We start from the raw sequence: 18,461 nt of genomic DNA, 5'->3' as shown, positions 1-18,461 counted from the left end.
ATACTTAACTCGTTGGGCCCATGGAAAACACGCATCATACCGACACCGGGCAAAGCCCCTACGCTGACCAGCGGAGCACTGACGACCATGGTGAGTTCTTGCGCTTGATTGTCGGTGTTTGGCGTCGGCGGAATCTGGTTCTGGCAATCACACTTGCCGCGACTGTTGCGATGTTTGTCCTGACCGCAATGAAGCCGTCTCAGTACACCGCCAGTGCCACTTTGTTGCTGGACCCCAGACAACAACAGCTGGCCGCCTCGTCAGATCAGGTCGTGTCTGATCTGGATATATCCGATCCGGTTATGGCCAACGAAATAGCAATGTTGCGCTCTTCAACTTTGTTGGAACGGGTTGTCCAGCGTATCGGTATTGATGAATTCACCCCCATTGATCCCGGCCTCGCATCGCAGGGACTTAGCACGCGACTGGCCCAGTACATTCGCCGCGCCCTTGGCATCAGTTCCTACGACCAACAGGATTTCAAACTGATTTCGCTTGAAGAACGACGGCTGAATCGCATCGTTCAGTCGCTGCGAAACGGGTTGCGGATCAAACGAGTTGATGAGTCTTACGTGATGGAGGTTTCGGTCACCACAGGGCTTGCCCAGTTGTCGGCAGAAGTCGCCAACACGCTTGCCCAGATCTACCTCGAAACCCAGCTTCGCGAACGGCAAAAAGTCATCGAAAAAGCGACAGATTGGCTTTCAGATCAGGTCGCACTGCGTGAAGGCGAACTGACCCAAGCAGAACAGCGGGTCGAGCAGGCGAAAAAGGACAATCTGGACTACGCGGGCGCCTCGCCTCAGGTGTTGGAGCAACAGGCCTTATCGCTGAACCAAGCGCTGTCTTCCGTGCGTGCCGACAAAACACGGATCAAGGAAGAGCTGGAAATATTAGAGTCTATTCCTGCGGAAAACTTGCTTGAGGTCAATCTTCAGCCCAACGCCTATCCGGCCATCGCGGCGCTTCAATCAACGCGCCGCAGCCTTGTTCAGGAAGAGGCACGCCTGTCAATTTTGTACGGACCGAACCACCCGAAACGCAGGCTCTTGGATGCTGAAATCAGCCGTGTTGAATCTGAGTTTGCGCGGGAAGTTACCAAACAAAAACGCAACTTGTCGGAAAACATCACGGCCCTCGCCGCGCGCGAGACAAGCCTTTCAGCCGATATTCTGGAAATCGAGCGGGGTATTTCCAATATTTCAGAGCGCTCACTGACCCTGCGCCAACTTGAAACCGAAGCAAATGCCATCCGGGATGGCTACGAGACGGCGCTGACGCGGCTTGCCGACACCCGTGCACAGCTTCAAATTCAACGGGCCGAGGCCAAAGTGGTCAATGCGGCGGCAATCCCTGCGGGGCCGTCTGCACCGCGGATCAAACTGATGACAGGATTTGGCGCATCCCTGGGCCTTAGCCTTGGTCTGGTTCTCGCGCTTTTGATGGAGATCCTCGAAAAGGGTTTCCGCCGCGATCCGGACATCGAAAGGGCAACAGGTGTCCGCGTTCTGACACGCCTGCCCATCAAACGTAGCGCCGCATCAGAATGCCTTTACCTTGAACGCATCAGACAGCTTTGGACAGTTCTTTCCAAACGCATGAACGACGAAGCCTCGGTCATTATGATGACGTCCTCGATGCCCGGCGAAGGCAAAACCACAACTGCGATGAACCTTGCTAATGCGGCTGCCAGCATGGGGCGGTCTGTGGTGCTGCTTGATCTGGACACACGCCAGAAAAGCCTGTCACGTCAGGTTGGTTTGTTCTCGGGGCCCGACCTACATGCGCACCTGACGCAAGGCTGTGATCTGGATGAGGTTATTCATTCAGCCGATGATCTTAGCTTTGATTTTGCAGGGATCGGGCCGGAAACCGTCGGCGCGCCGATCTACTCGGGTCGGGTTCTGCGCGCTTTGTTCGCCAATCTGAAAAAACGCTACGATATCGTTATCGTCGACGCGCCACCGTTGCTTCCTGTGTCTGACAGCCTGAGCATCGCGCCGTTGGTCGATCAGGTTCTGTTCGTGGTGCAATATGGCGCTACGGCGCGCGGATCAGTGGCGGATGGATTGGCCACTTTGCGCAATATCGGCGTCGTTCCGGAAGGCATCGTGATGTCATGGACAGACCCGCGCACCGAACCGCGCGGCTACCCGCAACAAGGTGCGATAAAACCTGCATTATCTTCGGGTTTTTAACGCGATAGTAACCACAAGAAACGTCTCCTGAGCGCGCAAACTAGAATTGGAACGCGCGACATCAGGGAACGTCTATGACCGATCTCACTCCCATCCACAGCACCATTGCTTTCCCCGAAAGCCAGACTGGTAACCAGTTTTACAAACGGCACGGCAAACGGAGCCTTGATGTCTGCCTGGCGCTGCTGATGGCGGTGCCAGTGGCATCCGTCGTGGCCCTTTTGTGGGTACTGGCGCGCCTTGATGGCGGCACCGGATTCTACGGTCACAAACGGGTTGGCCGAAACGGCAGGATGTTTACGTGCTGGAAGATCAGAACAATGCGCCCCGATGCCGAGGCGCAGCTACAAGACCTTTTGAACCGAAACCCAGCTGCCCGTGCCGAATGGACGAAGGGGCGGAAGATTACCAACGATCCGCGGGTGACGATGCTTGGACGCCTGCTCAGGAAAACCAGTCTGGATGAACTGCCCCAGCTTTGGAATGTGTTGATCGGCGACATGAGCCTTGTCGGCCCACGCCCCGTGCCGCTGAACGAACTTCGACTGTACGGGAGTCACAGTAATTTCTACCTCAAATTGCGCCCAGGGATCACCGGCCTTTGGCAGGTTTCAGGCCGCAATGCGGTCGACTACGATACGCGGATCAACATGGATGTACGCTATGCATCGGGCGTCTCGGTCAGCAAAGATCTGGTCATTCTGTTCCGCACGATTGGATGTGTTTTAAAACGGTCCGGTCTGTAAGCCGTGCGCGTTTCCGTTGTCATTTGCACCTGTGGACGGGCACGCATTCTGCCCGACACACTTGATACTTTGACCGTACAGACGCAGCCCGCACACGAGGTCATCATCGTCGCAACGCAGCCCAGCGACATCCCCGACCTGACGCGATACACGGCCAAACTGCCCCTGCGTGTTGAGTTTGCGGAAAAAGGCCTGCCAAAGCAGCGCAACCATGCTCTGAACATCCTGTCAGACCAATGCGACATCATCTTTTTCATCGACGATGACTACATGCCCAGCGCCGATGCTTTGGAACAGCTTTCACGCGCCTTCGCCGCCCTGCCCTATGCCGCTGGAATGAACGGCACGCTTTTGGCCGATGGTATCCATTCCCGCGGAATAGATGCTTCAGACGCCCGTAGCATGCTTCGGAACCGTCCTGCAGTCGGGCAGGTGCCAATAGCGATCAAACGCAATCTTGTGGGTCTGTACGGCTGCAACATGGCCTACCGAACAGCAGCCATTGGCGACACGCGGTTTGATGAGGCGTTGCCGCTTTACGGCTGGCAGGAAGACGTTGATTTTGCCAGTCGCGTCGCTGGCGAAATGGTTCAGGTGAATACTGTCACCGGCGTTCATTGCGGGACAAAGCTGGGCCGCGAAAGCAGTGGCGATATGCTTGGATACAGTCAGGTCGCCAACCCCATCTACCTGACCGGTAAGGGGCATATACCGCCGGTGTTTCTGCTGAAACTGACGATGAAAAACATCCTCGCAAACCATCTGAAACAGCTTTGTCCCGAAGACTGGATCGATCGCGCCGGGCGGGCGCGCGGTAATCGTGCCGCGCTGAAGGACTGGATACGGGGAAAGGTTAGCCCCGATCGTTTAACGCATGTTCGGCCAAGTCCATCAGGTCCGAAGCCGTAAGATAAGCCTGAACACAGTGCGCAGCCAGTTTTTCATCAACGCCAACAGGCTGCGTTAAATCCACATAGGCATCTGTCGGCTCGATCCTTGTCAAGTCTTGGCTGCGCGTCGGATCACCCGCCCCGTGTCGCTCAGCCCGACGTTCAGAATCATAGCGGTTCTCTAACGGGTGCGAGACAGGCAAAAACTGCGACAGACGCACCAATGCACCTTCGGGATCGCGCATAAGGTTTTCGGACAGCATCCCGATACGTTGCTCTGGCGGGAAGTGGTTCCAGTGATGCATCAACCTTGTGATCCGCATCAGATAATACCGCGCTGCCTGGTCGGGGCTCTGCCAATCGGCCAACCCCTGCGCCACGGACAAGGCCTGAATCGACCGGATCGCCGGAGCAGGTGAACGCAACAGGAAGACGGCCCTAGCCTGATAGAACGCAGGCGTGACGGCGCGATCCAGATCGTTATGCAGCACTTTGTCCAAAATCAGCTTGCGGCCGATACCCGACCGGTCATGACGAAGCAGATTAAGCCAAAGCCGACCCGGTGCCCGCTCGTCCGTATAAGACACATGTGTTTCACCGTATCCCCAGATTTCCGGGTGCATCGCCAGAACATGGGTCAGCGCGGTGCTGACAGATCGCATATGGGACAGAACAAGGATGCTGTTTTCAAACCGCAGACGCGGCAGAACGGAAGCGGCAGTTGCCGCGGCTATACCCTTGATATGGTCTGGAACGGACACGTCTTTCCTGCCTTCTTTCGTTCTACTTCAAGAAAATCGAACAACGTAAAGACTTCCTTAATCATGACTAAGGGAATCTTGCGCGACACTCAGAACACGGACCGCAAAACACTTGCTCACCACCTCTCCCATTGCGCTGGTACTATTCGCAGCGATCTTGTTCGCAGGACCGGTTCGCGGCGTCGTTTTGCTGGCTGCGGTTATGCCATTCGGAAGCAGCGCCGCTTTTGCACTTGGTCAGGCGGGCACCGTATCGCTATTGGATTTCTCCATACTGGCGATGTGGCTGTCGCTGATCGGGCGCACGGGCTTTACCGCCGCCATCGTCCAGTCCGCGCGCCCACATCAGGCGGGCTTCCCGTTATTACTGCTGATCATTCTGGCAGGGCTTGGCGCGTTGTTCCTTCCGCAAATCCTTAGCCACAGAACCGACGTGTTTGTCACAGTTCAGATGCGGGACTTTGCGACCATCGCCCTGAGACCTCTTGAACCCACATCCACAGTCACCATCCAGTTTCTGCGTTTCATGGTCGCCTCTTCGATCTTTTTCCTTCTGGCCGGTGTCTTTGCACGCAAACCGCGCGCCGATCTGGCGCTGAAGGCACTGATCACAGCAACGTCTTTACACATTGTGCTGAGCGTGGCTGATATCGCATCCTATGCGCTGGGATTTCCCGATCTGTTGGACCCGATCCGGACAATGCGGGCAGCCATGCTGGATAACCAGTATCTGGGTGGCATCAAACGGGTCAGCGGCGGGTTTCCAGAACCTTCTGCCTATGCCTATTTCACTATGGCGCTATTCGGTTTCTGGCTTCGGATGACGATGGTAAAATCCCTTGGTGTGTGGCCAAAGTTATTTGCCATCGCGATGTTCTTTCTTTTGATCCGCTCCACATCCAGCGCGGCCTATTTGGGCCTGACTTTGTTCTCGGTTGGCTTTGTGGCCGTGCATTTGAAAACGATTTCGCATCTGAAACCTGCGGCGCGGCTGATCCTGCTCTCTTCCGCGTTCCTTCCGGTCATGGCAGGCGCGTCTGTGGCGCTATACAGCCTGAACGCCGAGGTCGCGCATGTGATTGACGCGGTGTTGATCGACAAGGTTTCCAGCGACTCGGCGACAGAGCGTATGTCTTGGAACAATCAGGCTCTGACCAACTTGAAAGATACCATCGGCCTTGGAACAGGCATGGGCGCGGGGCGCGCGTCCGGCTGGCTTTTCGCCTGTCTGGGCGGATTGGGAATTGCGGGAACCGCGCTTTATCTTTGGTTCTTGGCCAGGGTCATTTTTGCGCGGCAAGTGACCGACACGTTGAACACCAATGTTTCGGCAGCCCTGAAAACAGGCTGCGCGGCGCTGATCATTCAGGCCGCGCTGACCAAGCCATATCCGAACTTGGAAGCCGTGTTTTTCATCTTTGCCGGTTTGGCCGTGGCACTGGGCCGTGCGGGATCACAGCACGTAGCGGCTGAGGTCCGTCGACCGGCTTAGATCGCCAAGGTGCTTTTCAACAAAGGCGGCATCAACCACCACCGTTTCACCCGCCCGATCGGGCGCGGCAAAGGACAGTTCTTCGAACACGCGCTCCATAATCGTGTAAAGACGACGCGCACCGATGTTTTCGACGGACTGGTTCACCTCAGCGGCGATCTTCGCCAAGGCCGCGATCCCTTCCTGTTCAAACGACACAGTGACGTCCTCGGTGCCCATCAACGCGGTATACTGCAGCGTCAGTGCATTATCGGTTTCCGTCAGGATGCGCACGAAATCCTCTTCGGTCAGCGCGCGCAGGTTCACGCGGATCGGCAGACGGCCCTGCAGTTCTGGCAGCAGGTCGGACGGTTTGGCAATGTGGAACGCGCCCGATGCGATGAACAGGATGTGATCGGTTTTAACAGTGCCGTGTTTGGTGCTGACAGTCGTGCCTTCGATCAGCGGCAGCAGATCACGCTGCACGCCTTCGCGGCTGACGTCACCGCCGCGGGCATCGGTGCGGGCACAGACCTTATCGATCTCGTCCAGAAACACGATGCCGTTCTGTTCGACCGCTTCAATCGCGGCGTTTTTGACGGTTTCATCATCCAGAAGCTTATCTGCTTCTTCCGAAATCAGAATGTCGTAGCTTTCGGCAACCGTCATCCGTTTGCGCGTGGTGCGTCCGCCCATCGCCTTGCCAAACAGATCGCCAAGGTTAAACGCCCCCATCCCCATGCCGGGCTGGCCGGGGATATCCATCATCGGGAAGGGCGAAGCCGTATCGGCGACATCCAGTTCGATCTCGGTATTATCCAGCTCGCCTGACTTCAGCTTTTTGCGGAACATCTCGCGCGTGCCTTCGCGGGCATCTTCGCCAGCAATGGCAGTGATCACGCGATCCTCAGCAGATTTTTGGGCGGCAGCCTTCACATCCTCACGCATGTGTTCGCGGGTCATCACAATGGCGGCGTCCACCAGATCGCGTACGATCTGTTCCACGTCGCGACCGACATAGCCCACTTCGGTGAACTTGGTCGCTTCAACCTTGATAAAAGGCGCGCGGGCAAGTTTCGCCAAGCGGCGGCTGATTTCGGTTTTGCCCACGCCCGTCGGCCCGATCATCAGGATGTTCTTGGGATACACCTCATCACGCAGATCATCAGACAGCTGCTTGCGACGCCAGCGGTTGCGCAGGGCTACCGCAACGGCGCGCTTGGCGTCCTGCTGGCCGATGATGAAGCGGTCCAGTTCGGAAACGATTTCGCGGGGGGTCAGATCAGTCATGTGTCGTCCTTTTCCGATGTCGCCGTTGGCTTAGGCGTCGATCGTTTCAACCGTCAGGTTGCCATTGGTGTAAACGCAGATATCAGCCGCAATCGCCATGGCCTTACGTGCAATCGTTTCAGCATCGCCATCGGAATCCATCAGACCACGCGCGGCCGCCAAAGCGTAGTTGCCGCCAGAGCCGATGGCTGCCACGTCGTGTTCAGGTTCAAGCACGTCACCTGCGCCTGTGATGACCAGCAACTCTTTGCCGTCTGTCACGATCAGCATCGCTTCCAGCTTTTGCAGGTACTTATCGGTGCGCCAGTCCTTGGCCAGTTCGACGCTCGCGCGCTGTAGCTGACCAGGGGTTTGTTCCAGCTTGGATTCCAGACGTTCCAACAGCGTAAAGGCATCTGCGGTCGATCCTGCAAAGCCCGCCACCACGTCAAATCCGCCAGGGGAGAGGCGACGCACCTTGCGCGCAGTGCCTTTGATTACGGTTTGGCCAAGGCTGACCTGCCCGTCACCGGCAATGACCACCTTACCGCCTTTGCGCACACCGATGATTGTGGTGCCGTGCCAGCCCGGAAAATCTGTATCCGCCATGGAAACCTCCTGAATATCCGCTTTGATATGGGTCTTTGCGCCTTTGAACACAAGCAGACGTACCGCCTGCGATGACCACCCTAGTCGCGTCCAAGCCATAAAAAAACGGCGCCTGCTTGGGCGCCGTTTCTTGGATTGATCACCGTGATCAGATCGACTCGTCGATCCAGCCTTTCAGTGCCGCCTTAGGGGCCGCACCGGCACGGTTGGAAACAACCTGGCCGTCTTTGAAAATGAACAGCGCCGGAATGCCGCGTACGCCCATGGCCGCAGCCGCGTTCGGGTTGCTGTCGACATCGACCTTGGCGATCTTCACCGCGTCGCCGTATTCGGCAGCCAGTTCTTCCAGAGCGGGGCCGATCTGCTTACAGGGGCCACACCATTCGGCCCAGAAATCGACGACAACAGGAACGGACGAGTTTTTGACCTCAGCGTCAAATGTGGCGTCCGTGACAGCTACAGTACCCATGATACATCTCCTCGCATCATATGCGTTGGTTGGTTGACGTGAACGTATGTAGCCACCCGAACGGCGTCAAGATGCGGTCGCACGCCCAAAGGCCTCAGCGGTCTGATCTGTGTCCAGCATCATCAATTGTGACATCGCCGTCCAAAGGATCGCGGTCTGGATTTTGTGACCGGGATAAATCCGCGCCAGCATGGCGTGATAGGCCCCCATTTGCCGCAACAGACCTTCGGGAACGCGGTCGGGCGTATCGGGGACCACACGGTTGGTTTTGAAATCGACGGCAAGAATGCTGTCATCAGTTATAATCAGCCGGTCGATAATCCCATAAAAAGGCCCTGCATCGCCTAAATCGGCAGTCAGAGCGACCTCTTCTAACGCGGTATCGTCACACAGATACGCTAGGTCCGGATCACTAAGAACAGCTGCCGCTTCTGTCAGGAATGGCTCGGCTTCCTCCACTTCCAGCCCAAGCAATCGTGGCGCGGCGTCGTTCCAACTGTCGCGCGGCACCTCGGGCAGCAGTTCCAGCAGGCGGTGAATGAAAGTGCCGCGCTGTTTCGCGACCTCGGTTTCATCGCCTTCCGCACCAGGCAACGCCTTGGGACCACCAAGGTCGGACGGGCTCCGCACCTCGGGCGCCGGCGGCGCTTCGGGCGCTGGCTTTGAAAATACATCGGGCAAGTTGTGGACGGTCTCTGGTTTGTCCTCGGTCTCTTCAACCACCAGCGCTTCCAGCTGTTCGCCAAACCGCAGGCCCTGCCCAAGGCCGAAATCATGCTCTGCCGCGCCCAGCGCAGTCATCCCTTGTTCGACCATGTTGTACCAAGAGGCCTCGGGCGTTTTGCCAACCTCGCCCGCAGCCCCCACGATCAACCAGTTTTCGGCCCGCGTCATCCCGACATAAAGCAGCCTGTCACGCTCTTCGGCTTGCGCCTGTTTAATCGCGTTTTCGGCCTGCGCATGGCGGGCGGGTTGTTCGTTTTTCGTGGCTTTCCAGATGACCTCTTCGCCATCAGGGATGATTTTGTCCCGCAGGATGCCTCTCATCTCGCCACAGTCCGGCATGATCACGACCGGCGCTTCCAAACCCTTCGCGCCGTGAACCGTCATCACGCGAATGCGGTCGCCAGCGCTTTCGGGGCTTCGTTTGATTTCCAGATCGTCGGTGCGCACCCATTCAAGGAAACCGGTCAGCGAAGGCACCGATGTTTCTTCGTAAATCAGCGCCTGTTGCAGCAATGAATCGATGCCATCCTCGGCCTCGTCCCCCAAACGGCCAATCAGTTTCGCACGACCATCGTGCTGGGTCAGAATCCGTTCGATCAGATCATAGGGGCGCAAGAAATCCACGTTGTCGCGCAGATCGTCGAGAACAGACAATATCGGCTGATATGTGTCTCTGTTATTGCGCAATACTTCCCAAAGCGGCTGACCTGCAGGACGGCCATGAGCCAAAGTAAACAGGTCCTGCTCCGAAATCCCGAACAACGGGGATCGCAAAGTGGTCGCCAGTGACAGATCGTCTTCCGCAGTCGCAAGGAACGACAACAGGGCCACAATATCCCTGACCGCCAGTTCCGCCGTCACCTTAAGCCTGTCCGCGCCCGCGATGGGCAAACCACGCACCTTACAGGCACGGATGATTTCGTTGAAAAGCCGTGCGCGCCTGCGGACAAGTATCAGCACATCACCCGCCTTCATGGGGCGCGCCGTGCCTTTTGCGCCCGGTAGAGGCGTTTTCGCCTTGATCTGCTGATGAATGAAATCCGCGATTTGACCGGCAAGAACCACATCGGCATGGGTTTCACTGACCCGATCCACGGGGTCGAACCATACGTCCGAGTCCTCTTTTTCGGCCTTCGGAATGGCCGGCCAAAGATCGACACGGCCGGGAAGATGCTCAAAAAACGCGATGTGCTTTTCTTCTTCGGTAAAGCCCGACGCATCGCGCCCGTCGAACGTGGCATCGACAACCTTCAGAACTGCGCCAGCTGACCGGAAAGAATGCGACAGGGATCGCGATGCCAGTGGCGTTTCCGTTTGCCCCAAACGTTCGGCAAAATCGGCGCGCATACGGTCGAATTCACGTGGATCAGCGCCTTGGAAAGAATAGATCGACTGCTTTTTATCGCCGACCACAAAGATGGTGCGCAGAACATCCGCACGCGCACCTTCGCCCGAAGTAAACTCTCGCGCCAAACGCTCGATGACGTCCCACTGGATCGGCGATGTATCCTGCGCCTCGTCTACAAGAATATGGTCGATGCCGCCATCAAGACGGTACAGCACCCATTCTGCCACCAGTTCGTCGCTTAGCAGAGCGCGGGCCTTTTCGATCAGGTCGTCAAAGTCCAGCCAGCCTTTTAGCAGCTTGGCCTCTTCGTACATCGGTAGGAACACCTGCGCGAACTGGTGCAGCGCAATATCGCGCCGCGCGGCAAGCAGAGCGAGCCGCGTTTCGCGAGCAGACGCCACACGTTCCATAAGCTGGTCAAGCTGATCACAGGCGCTATCGATGGGTGCTTTTTTCCGCAAGCCTTTGGTCGGCACCGACCCCGTTTTGGGCCCGAAGGGTTCCTTCGCTGTGCCACCGTAAAGCAACACACCTTCCAGCGCAGTCAGCGCAGCCATGTCAGCCTGCTTGATCGTCGAAAAGACGGCAGCGGCCTTCTGGTCCGTCGATCCACTGCTTTGCATATGTGGCACTAATTCGGCTAAAAACGCGGTTTCTGATCCAAGGAAAACCGATTGCAGTATGCTTTCTTCGGACGCGCCCGCGTCAAGACCATAAGACGCGAAGATGTCCTCAGGCTGGCGCGGTGGATTAAACGCAGACTTATGCCCCAACAGCGTTTGGATCATCTGATCAAAGCTGTCTTCGGTATCGGTAAAATAGGACGCCACACGCGTCACCAGATCGCTGTGCTCGCCGTCCGCCATCTGGTCCAGCACCTCGGCCCGAAGCAGTTCGGCAGAGCGGTCATCCATTTCGCGAAACTGCGGGCTGACCTTGGCCTCAAGCGGGAAACGGCGCAGCAAGGCCGCGCAGAACGAGTGGATCGTCTGGATACGCAAACCGCCTGGCGCCTCGATCGCGCGGGCGAACAGAGTACGGGCCTTTTGCATGTAGGTTTTGGTGAACTCGGTTTCGTCACCAAGCTTGGCCAGTTCATCGCGCAATTGGCTGTCGCCAAGCATCGCCCATTCACCCAGACGCACGAACAAACGGTTCTGCATCTCGGTCGCGGCGGCCTTGGTGTAGGTCAGACACAGGATGTTTTCCGGCGCAACGCCCTGCAACAACAAGCGCGCCACGCGGTCGATCAACACGCGCGTTTTACCCGAACCCGCATTAGCCGACAGCCAGACAGATTGGTCCGGTTGGGCCGCTGCGATCTGGCGTAGGGTGGCCTCGTCCCGCTTCATTTCAGGATCTCCTGCACGGGTTCATCGGATGGCTGCCATTCGCCCAGACGGGCAAGGTGATCGTAGTCGCCTTCCTGCCCTTCCATCTGCACCGCCCTGCGCGAGGTGAAGCCCTGCGCTTCGTCCAGATAGGCGGCGATCAAGGTGGTCAGTTCCTGCCAGACCTGCGCAGGCGGGATTTTGTCCGTCGGGGCCTCTTGCTCGCCCGTACCGGCCTTCAGCCCAATGTGAATGGCGCGTTCAAAATGCGCACCTTCAAAGGCCTCGAACCCGTGTCGTTCGACCAAGGCGGCCTCAAGCAACATCTGTTTGTCAAAATGCTCTTGCTCGGCGACCGAGGGCGGTTTTCCGGTTTTATAGTCATAAATCCACGCACCACCGCGTTCGTCGATATCAACGCGGTCGGCTTTGGCTGTCAGAGTGAAACCAAGCTCGTTGATCGTGCTTTTCCCGGAGACTTCGAAATGCTTAGGACGCGCACGGTTCTGACGGGCGATTTCTTCGGTGACAAAGCTGGTCGCCACATGGTCCAACCGCGCTTCCCATAGCTTTCGAACCAACGGGAAAGGGATTTCGGCCAACCGCGCCTTGGCCTCGGCCATGAATTGATCGCGCGTCAGGATCGACGGATCAGCGACCGTGCGTTTGATGTAGGTTTCCAGAATGTCGTGCACCGCGATCCCCCGCATCAACGCGTCGGGGATACGTTGGAGCGGGTTCAAAGGACGCAGTTTCAAAACGCGCTGGGCATAGACCGCGTAAGGGTCGCGGATCAGCGTTTTGATCTGGGTGACCGGCAGCTCGCGCGGGCGGGCAGAAACAGGCGGACGCGGCGAAGGGCGGTGCGCGCGAGGGGCTGGGATCGGCGCATCCATCTGGCGGGCATAGTCCAGCCAAGGCTTGGCACGTTTTCGCATTTCTATGACCGCGTCGGGCCCGCCATTCCCCGGCAGGCCGTTCATCAGGTTTAGCAAGCGGTTTACCCAACGGGATGGTACGGTTTCCACATCATCGGATTTCGCCGCACGGGTAAGCCAGACATCCTTTCCAGCGATTGCCTGCTGGAAATCATGCGCAGACAGGCCGATAGACCGTTCAGGCAGCAACAGGCCAGCATCGGCCCGCATCCGGCGGTTCAACCACGGATCAGCAGGCGGAACCTGCGGCCATGTGCCTTCGTTCAGGCTGGATAGGATCAACAGGTCTGCGCCCATAACCCGCGCTTCCATCGTGCCCCAGATACGGATGTGCGGATGGGGTTCATCACGATCCCGAACCTCACCTTTGGCAAGAACAGAGCCGAACAATGAACCATAGTCAGAGGCCGACAGGTCAGTGCCATATGGTGCCTCAGAGATCAGATCATCGACGATCTCGCGCACGGCGCGCCCTGCCTTTTTATCCCAGAGAGCGCTGGAATCTTCACTGTGTGAACCCGCAACAATCTGTTCTGTCAGGCTGATATGATGGTCCAGCCAAACCGACAGCGCCCTTTCGCCGTGTCCGCGTTGGTCTATGAAAGACCGCACGATCCACTCGCCCCAGTCAGCGCGTTCTTGGGTCGCGCACCACGCAAGCAAATCTTCGGCCTTGGGATAGGCCCATCCTTCGCGCCTGATCTTCAGTTCAAGCTTGTTGGTCATCAAAACATGATCGCCACGCTCGGCACCTGCGTGACACAACGGGTGCTTCAGGATCGTCAGCAGGGCTTCGGCGGTCAGATCACCTTCGAACAGCTTTGCAACATGGCGCAGCAGGCGTCCTGGCGGGGACAGTTGAACCGGAGTACCGGCGCTGTCATCAGGGACGATGCCCCAACGCCCCAAGGCCGCCGTGACCTGACGGGTCAACACCCTGTCAGGTGTGATCAGGGCGGCCGTAACGCCGTCTTCCGCCGCCTGACGCAGACGCAGGGCAATGGCCAACGCCTCTTCCCGTTTCGTGGTCGCTTCAAGCAGGGTCAGGCCCTGTGTTGCGACGGCGAGTGAAGGCAACGACGGGCCATCAGCCAGCCATTGGTCAGTCACCGGCGCAGGCCGCAACGCAAGCGACACCAGCTTGTTCCTCTCAGGACTTGGCGCACGATCATCGGTCCAACGATGCACATCCTGAGGCGTCGCATTCACGTCGGCCAGAAGCTTGCCAAAGCGGTACTGCGGATGATCTTCGGCAGGCATGATGCAACCGGGTTCATTCACACCGTCCATCAACTGATCCCAGACATGACGGGGCATATCGAAATCGAAACCGGGTAGGACCACAGCACCGTTCGGCAGCGCGGCGACCGCCTGCATCAGACGATGTGTGGTGCCCCGCGAACCGGTGGAACCCGCAATGATAATCGGATGTGCGGGCGGTTTTTCGGCCCACATTGCAAGGCGAAGATCGATGGCCCGCTTTTGCAAGGCGGCGGCGTCTGGTGTCGGGTCGGCCGCATCGAAATACCGGTTCACGATGCGCAGAAATGTCAGCGCGCGTTCCCAGTGGCCGGATTGGTCGGTCACATCAAGATCTTCAAGAACGGACGTCGGCACGTCTTCGATCTGCATCTCGTCCATCAATGTGGACAGAGAATCCGCCAGATCAAACAACGCGGCACGGGGCGCAAGATCGGGGGACGTATCCAGAAGCTTTGAGATCAGGCCTGTCAGTTCTAACCGCCTGCGCAGGCCGGACACAGGGCGCGGAAGGGCGGCCTCAACCTCGGGCGGGCCGGGGTGTGTGATCAGCCGGATTTTAGGCAGGAAACTGGCCGAGTCTTTACGGAACAGCGCTTCGATCCGGCGGGCCATGCGCTGGGTGTTTACGATCAGTTCAACCTTGGCGATGGCATGCGGCGGCTGACCTTCCATGCGCGCCCTGAGGCCAGCAACCAAAGCGGCAGGAAAATCGATGCCCGGATCAATCCCGAAAAGATGTGTGCCTTGCTTTTCAAACATCAGGCGCAATCCAACATGGTTTCTGCCAGCGTGATGCCATCAGGATGGCCAACATCACACCACTTCCCGGGATACCGCGCACCGAAAAGGCGCCCGTTTTCCAGCATCCGGTTCCAAAGCACATTCAGGGAAAATACATCGTCTGAAATATCAAGAAGTCCGTCAGTTTTGATAATCTGGACCCCAGTATAGACCATATCGCCTTTCCGGATCAGCCTATCGTTGTCATCCAGCGCAAAATCGCCACCACCCTGCCGCCCGATCGCGTTTTCCAACGGGACACATAGCAAAAGCGCATCCATATCGTCGGGCCGCCATGCCTGCTTTAACAGCGTCAAAGGGTTGGGACCCGACCAAACTGCATCGGTGTTGCTTGTAAAAACAGGCGCGTTTCCCAACAGGGGCAAAGCGTTCTTCAATCCACCACCTGTATCCAGAACTTGGGGGTGTTCAACGATCACTTCGGCAGCGCTCGGGTCCACATGGGCCGTGATCTGGTCGGCCAGATAATGGGCATTCACGTACTTCCGAAGCGGTCCATAGTTATCCGCCAACTCAAGCGCATGATCCAGCAAGGGCCGACCTGCAACAGGGATCAGCGGCTTTGGTGTGTCTTTGGTCAGCGCACCCATGCGCGTTCCGAAGCCTGCCGCAAAAAACATGATGGCGTCACACATTGGTTTTTAGCCTTTCCAGAACCGCGTCTGTCGGTGCAGGCAGATGCGCCGAAACGATGCTTGCGATATTGCCCAGCGCGGGGTGGGCCAGATCACGCTGAATGTGCGCCCAAACACGCGGCACCAGATCGATATAGCCGGGTTTGCCCCTGACCTTCGCCAGTCGGGCAAACACCCCAAGAATACGCAGATTACGTTGAGCGCCCAGAACGCAAAGCTGGGTTCTGAATTCTGCCTCATCCGCGCCGGTCCGCGACAGGTAATAATTGATGACATGGTCGCGCGTTTCGTCGGACACATCGCGCCGGGCGTCTTCGAGAAGTGAAATCAGATCGTAGGCACGATGGCCAAGAAGCGCGTCCTGAAAATCAAGCACGCCTGCCCGCCTCACTCCGTCGCGATCCGGCATCCAAAGAAGATTTTCAGCATGGTAGTCCCGCAAGATCATCACATCAGCCACATCGGCATGCTGGCTTAGGACATCCTGAAACGCGGCGCGCAGATCGGCTTTTGCTTGGTCGTTTTGTGTGCCGCCAGCGCCTGTCAGATAGCAATCAAAAACAAGGTCCGTTGCCGTAGCAAGATGATCAACACTCGCGACCGGAAGTGTCTCGGGCGGCGCTTGGTCATGCAGGTGCAACAGAACGTCGGTCGCAAGCTGGTAAAGCATCCCCTCTTGGTCGGGTGCATCCCTTAATATGGCGGCAAACAGATCGCTGCCAAGGTCTTCGATCAATAGCAGCCCCTTAGCCGCATCAATTGCCAGAATACGTGGCGCGCTTAGGCCGATGGCTGTCAGATACTCGGCCAACCGCGAAAAAAGCGCGACATCGCCTTCGGGGTCCTGCATCAGGATGGCTGTGTCTTTGCCCCGACGCAGGCGAGTGTAGCTGCGCGACGATGCATCGCCCGCCACAGGCTCGTGCCGGGCCTCGGACCAACCAGAAAACAGCAGGAAATCCTTCATTCGGTCACCTGCCGCATCAGGTCATCCCAACGGCTATCCGTCCAACTGAAATGCGCAACGCGGGCATCATCGTTGTCGCCGTCTGTAAATGTCGCTGACAACGCCGATGACGGAGTGAGATCCCCAAGACGATCCGGCCACTCAACCAAGCAAACGGCGGTTTCGAATGCGTCTGCCAGCCCAAGTTCGAACACCTGATCCGGTCCGGAAAGACGGTAAAGGTCGCTATGCCATATCTCGACTTCGGGCGCGTCATAGACCTGCACCAAGGTAAAGGTAGGCGACGGAACATCTTCGGGTTCGGCAAGGCGCGACTGGATCAGGCTGCGGGCGAAATGCGTTTTGCCCGCGCCGACATCGCCGGACAAAAGGATAACGTCACCGCCACTCAGACGGGCGCCGATCGCCACGGCAAGGCGCGCCGTAGCATCGGCAGAAGGCAGAAGAATTTCGGCAGTTTTTTCCATGCGCGGAGATTACCCAAGGGGCGGTTCTCCGCAACCGCTATTCCCAGTCAGACGTCAGGCTTGTTCCAGCGAATTATCGTTAGGCCCTGCGATAAGCACCCTTCGGGCGTCCTGCCGAAATCTGACAACCGTCGCGCCAGCAGACAAGGGTGTCACAGTCGCAATCAAACGACCGAACCGCCGTCCTGTCAGTTCGCAGTCCCATTCAGCGCGCGAGTCAAAGCTGGCTGTAAAATCGCGTAGATCAGACCAGAACGGTGTCGGGTCGCATTTTTTTCGCAGGGCCTTGACCACGTCCAGCACAGTCAGTGCCTCAAGTCCGCCATCCGGATCAAGGTTCCAAAGTTGACGATAGGACAGGTTCGAAAACACCGTGCGCCCAGCATTGTCAAAGACGATCAGACCATCCGCATCGGCATCCATGACGGCCTGGGTCATCTCCAGCTCGGCGCGGAATTTGCGGGTCAATGACACCTCGGCGCTGATGTCTTCCAGCAGAAAAGCCACCGCGCCATCAGGATGCGGACGGCCGGTGATGCGGTAGGTCAAACCACCAGGCAACGTCCACGTTTCGCGAAACCTGTCTTTCTGCGCGTCACTGATCAAACGTTCCAGATTTTGCCGCCAATCCACATACCGTTTGGGTTCCGGCATAATCCGGAGTTCGCGCAATTGGTCAAAGAAAGTCGTGATGGTGGGCCTGTTTGACAGAAACTCTGCCGAAAGCTCGGTCAGATCCAAAAGCGCCGGATTGAACAGAACCAGCTGGCTTTTCCGGTCAAAGATCGCAATCCCGGTGGGTAGGTAGGCAAAGGTTTTTGCCAGCGTCTGCACAAAGTTTCTCTGCGCATCCTCGGCCCGCATCAATGCGCTGATTTCCTGCGCAAAGAATATGTTTCCAGAGTCGAGCTCGCGGCTATGCACCTCGTACCATTCATCTGCCTGCGAGGCGTTGGAAAACAAACGGTATCGGCGCGATGACTGGATGGTGTTCTTTCCCGACGGTACATCAAAGGGTTGTTCGTCGCCCGATCGTTCAACAAGACTTTGAAAATGCTTGTTGCACCAATTCACCGTTCCATCCTGATCCGTCTTCCAGATCGGCATGGAAACCGCATCGGTCACGCGCATCAGAAAGGCCAGTTTGCTTTGGCTAAGTTCAAGCAAAAGACGCTGGCCGTTGTCCTTATCAAGGCCGGTCAACGAAATGCGATGCCCCCGCCTGTTCGGAACAATCCGTAGGGCAAGGGCATCGACACGCGTAGATGCGAACGTGCGTGTTTCACTAGGTAAAGTAACGGGCAGATCCGGAATAAGGTTAGCCAGAACCTCTCGGACATCGGCCCATCCCTTGGCCCCCTGAACGCCACCAAGCTGCAAAAGGCGCGTTCCGATGTCGCTGGAGTCGATGACAAAGCCATTGCGGATCAGAAATAACGGCTCGCTCGACCGTTTCCGATTTGCACTGTGTCGCCTGAACAGGATGCATGCAGCAACGCAGGTGATCAGCGCCCCTAAAATCAGGGCGAAAACCACCGGCTGAAGCGCAACAATCTGGACCATCCGCATTTT

At 57.5% G+C, this 18,461-nt stretch carries 14 protein-coding genes; 4 read left to right on the top strand and 10 right to left on the bottom strand.

All coding sequences use genetic code 11. The features are described 5' to 3' along the window. Nucleotides 1-98: 98 nt before the first annotated feature. From AC4FIA_RS02750 to AC4FIA_RS02740, 3 genes are all read left to right on the top strand, one after another. Nucleotides 99-2,198, top strand: a complete 2,100-nt coding sequence (locus AC4FIA_RS02750) for a GumC family protein (RefSeq protein WP_490364623.1) — start codon at nucleotides 99-101, stop codon at nucleotides 2,196-2,198. A 74-nt stretch (nucleotides 2,199-2,272) separates the two neighbouring features. Beyond that, nucleotides 2,273-2,944 carry a sugar transferase gene (locus tag AC4FIA_RS02745; RefSeq protein ID WP_490364622.1) on the top strand — a complete coding sequence of 224 codons (672 nt, stop codon included), beginning with the start codon at nucleotides 2,273-2,275 and terminating at the stop codon, nucleotides 2,942-2,944. Between the two features lie 3 nt (nucleotides 2,945-2,947). After that, complete coding sequence (locus AC4FIA_RS02740; protein ID WP_490364621.1) at nucleotides 2,948-3,853, top strand: glycosyltransferase family 2 protein; 906 nt, start codon at nucleotides 2,948-2,950, stop codon at nucleotides 3,851-3,853. Here AC4FIA_RS02740 and AC4FIA_RS02735 read toward each other — a convergent pair. Then, a complete protein-coding gene (locus AC4FIA_RS02735; protein WP_490364620.1) occupies nucleotides 3,798-4,595 on the bottom strand; it encodes a sulfotransferase in 798 nt (265 codons plus the stop codon). The genes AC4FIA_RS02740 and AC4FIA_RS02735 overlap by 56 nt on opposite strands. 112 nt (nucleotides 4,596-4,707) lie before the next feature. On the opposite strand from AC4FIA_RS02735, the gene AC4FIA_RS02730 reads away from it, so the two are divergent. Next, on the top strand, nucleotides 4,708-6,087 hold the full coding sequence (locus AC4FIA_RS02730) for a hypothetical protein (RefSeq protein ID WP_490364619.1): 1,380 nt from the start codon (nucleotides 4,708-4,710) through the stop codon (nucleotides 6,085-6,087). On the opposite strand, the gene hslU is transcribed toward AC4FIA_RS02730, so the two are convergent. From hslU to AC4FIA_RS02685, 9 genes are all read right to left on the bottom strand, one after another. Next, nucleotides 6,049-7,356 (bottom strand): ATP-dependent protease ATPase subunit HslU, encoded by a 1,308-nt coding sequence (gene hslU, locus AC4FIA_RS02725; protein WP_490364618.1) that lies wholly within the window; start codon nucleotides 7,354-7,356, stop codon nucleotides 6,049-6,051. The two genes, AC4FIA_RS02730 and hslU, sit on opposite strands and share 39 nt — an antisense overlap. A 30-nt stretch (nucleotides 7,357-7,386) precedes the next feature. Next, nucleotides 7,387-7,944 carry an ATP-dependent protease subunit HslV gene (hslV, locus tag AC4FIA_RS02720; protein WP_488048997.1) on the bottom strand — a complete coding sequence of 186 codons (558 nt, stop codon included), beginning with the start codon at nucleotides 7,942-7,944 and terminating at the stop codon, nucleotides 7,387-7,389. Between the two features lie 148 nt (nucleotides 7,945-8,092). Further along, nucleotides 8,093-8,413: a thioredoxin gene (gene trxA, locus AC4FIA_RS02715; protein WP_103910739.1), complete on the bottom strand. Its 321-nt coding sequence runs from the start codon at nucleotides 8,411-8,413 to the stop codon at nucleotides 8,093-8,095. 66 nt (nucleotides 8,414-8,479) lie between these two features. Then, the gene (gene addA, locus AC4FIA_RS02710; RefSeq protein ID WP_490364617.1) at nucleotides 8,480-11,839 is read right to left on the bottom strand and encodes a double-strand break repair helicase AddA; all 3,360 of its coding nucleotides are present in this window, start codon (nucleotides 11,837-11,839) and stop codon (nucleotides 8,480-8,482) included. After that, complete coding sequence (gene addB / locus AC4FIA_RS02705; protein ID WP_490364616.1) at nucleotides 11,836-14,778, bottom strand: double-strand break repair protein AddB; 2,943 nt, start codon at nucleotides 14,776-14,778, stop codon at nucleotides 11,836-11,838. Before addB ends, addA begins: the two co-directional genes overlap by 4 nt. Continuing rightward, a complete protein-coding gene (locus AC4FIA_RS02700; RefSeq protein ID WP_490364615.1) occupies nucleotides 14,778-15,455 on the bottom strand; it encodes a nucleotidyltransferase family protein in 678 nt (225 codons plus the stop codon). The genes addB and AC4FIA_RS02700 overlap by 1 nt, the downstream gene beginning before the upstream one ends. Beyond that, a complete protein-coding gene (locus tag AC4FIA_RS02695) occupies nucleotides 15,448-16,422 on the bottom strand; it encodes an aminoglycoside phosphotransferase family protein (RefSeq protein ID WP_490364614.1) in 975 nt (324 codons plus the stop codon). Before AC4FIA_RS02695 ends, AC4FIA_RS02700 begins: the two co-directional genes overlap by 8 nt. Next, the gene (tsaE, locus tag AC4FIA_RS02690) at nucleotides 16,419-16,889 is read right to left on the bottom strand and encodes a tRNA (adenosine(37)-N6)-threonylcarbamoyltransferase complex ATPase subunit type 1 TsaE (protein WP_490364613.1); all 471 of its coding nucleotides are present in this window, start codon (nucleotides 16,887-16,889) and stop codon (nucleotides 16,419-16,421) included. Before tsaE ends, AC4FIA_RS02695 begins: the two co-directional genes overlap by 4 nt. A 54-nt stretch (nucleotides 16,890-16,943) precedes the next feature. After that, nucleotides 16,944-18,452, bottom strand: a complete 1,509-nt coding sequence (locus AC4FIA_RS02685; RefSeq protein WP_490364612.1) for a PAS-domain containing protein — start codon at nucleotides 18,450-18,452, stop codon at nucleotides 16,944-16,946. Nucleotides 18,453-18,461: the final 9 nt, after the last annotated feature.

Source organism: Thalassococcus sp. (genome assembly GCF_982780845.1).
The sequence above is the reverse complement of the archived record's forward strand: the minus strand, read 5'-3'. Positions and strand labels throughout refer to the sequence as shown.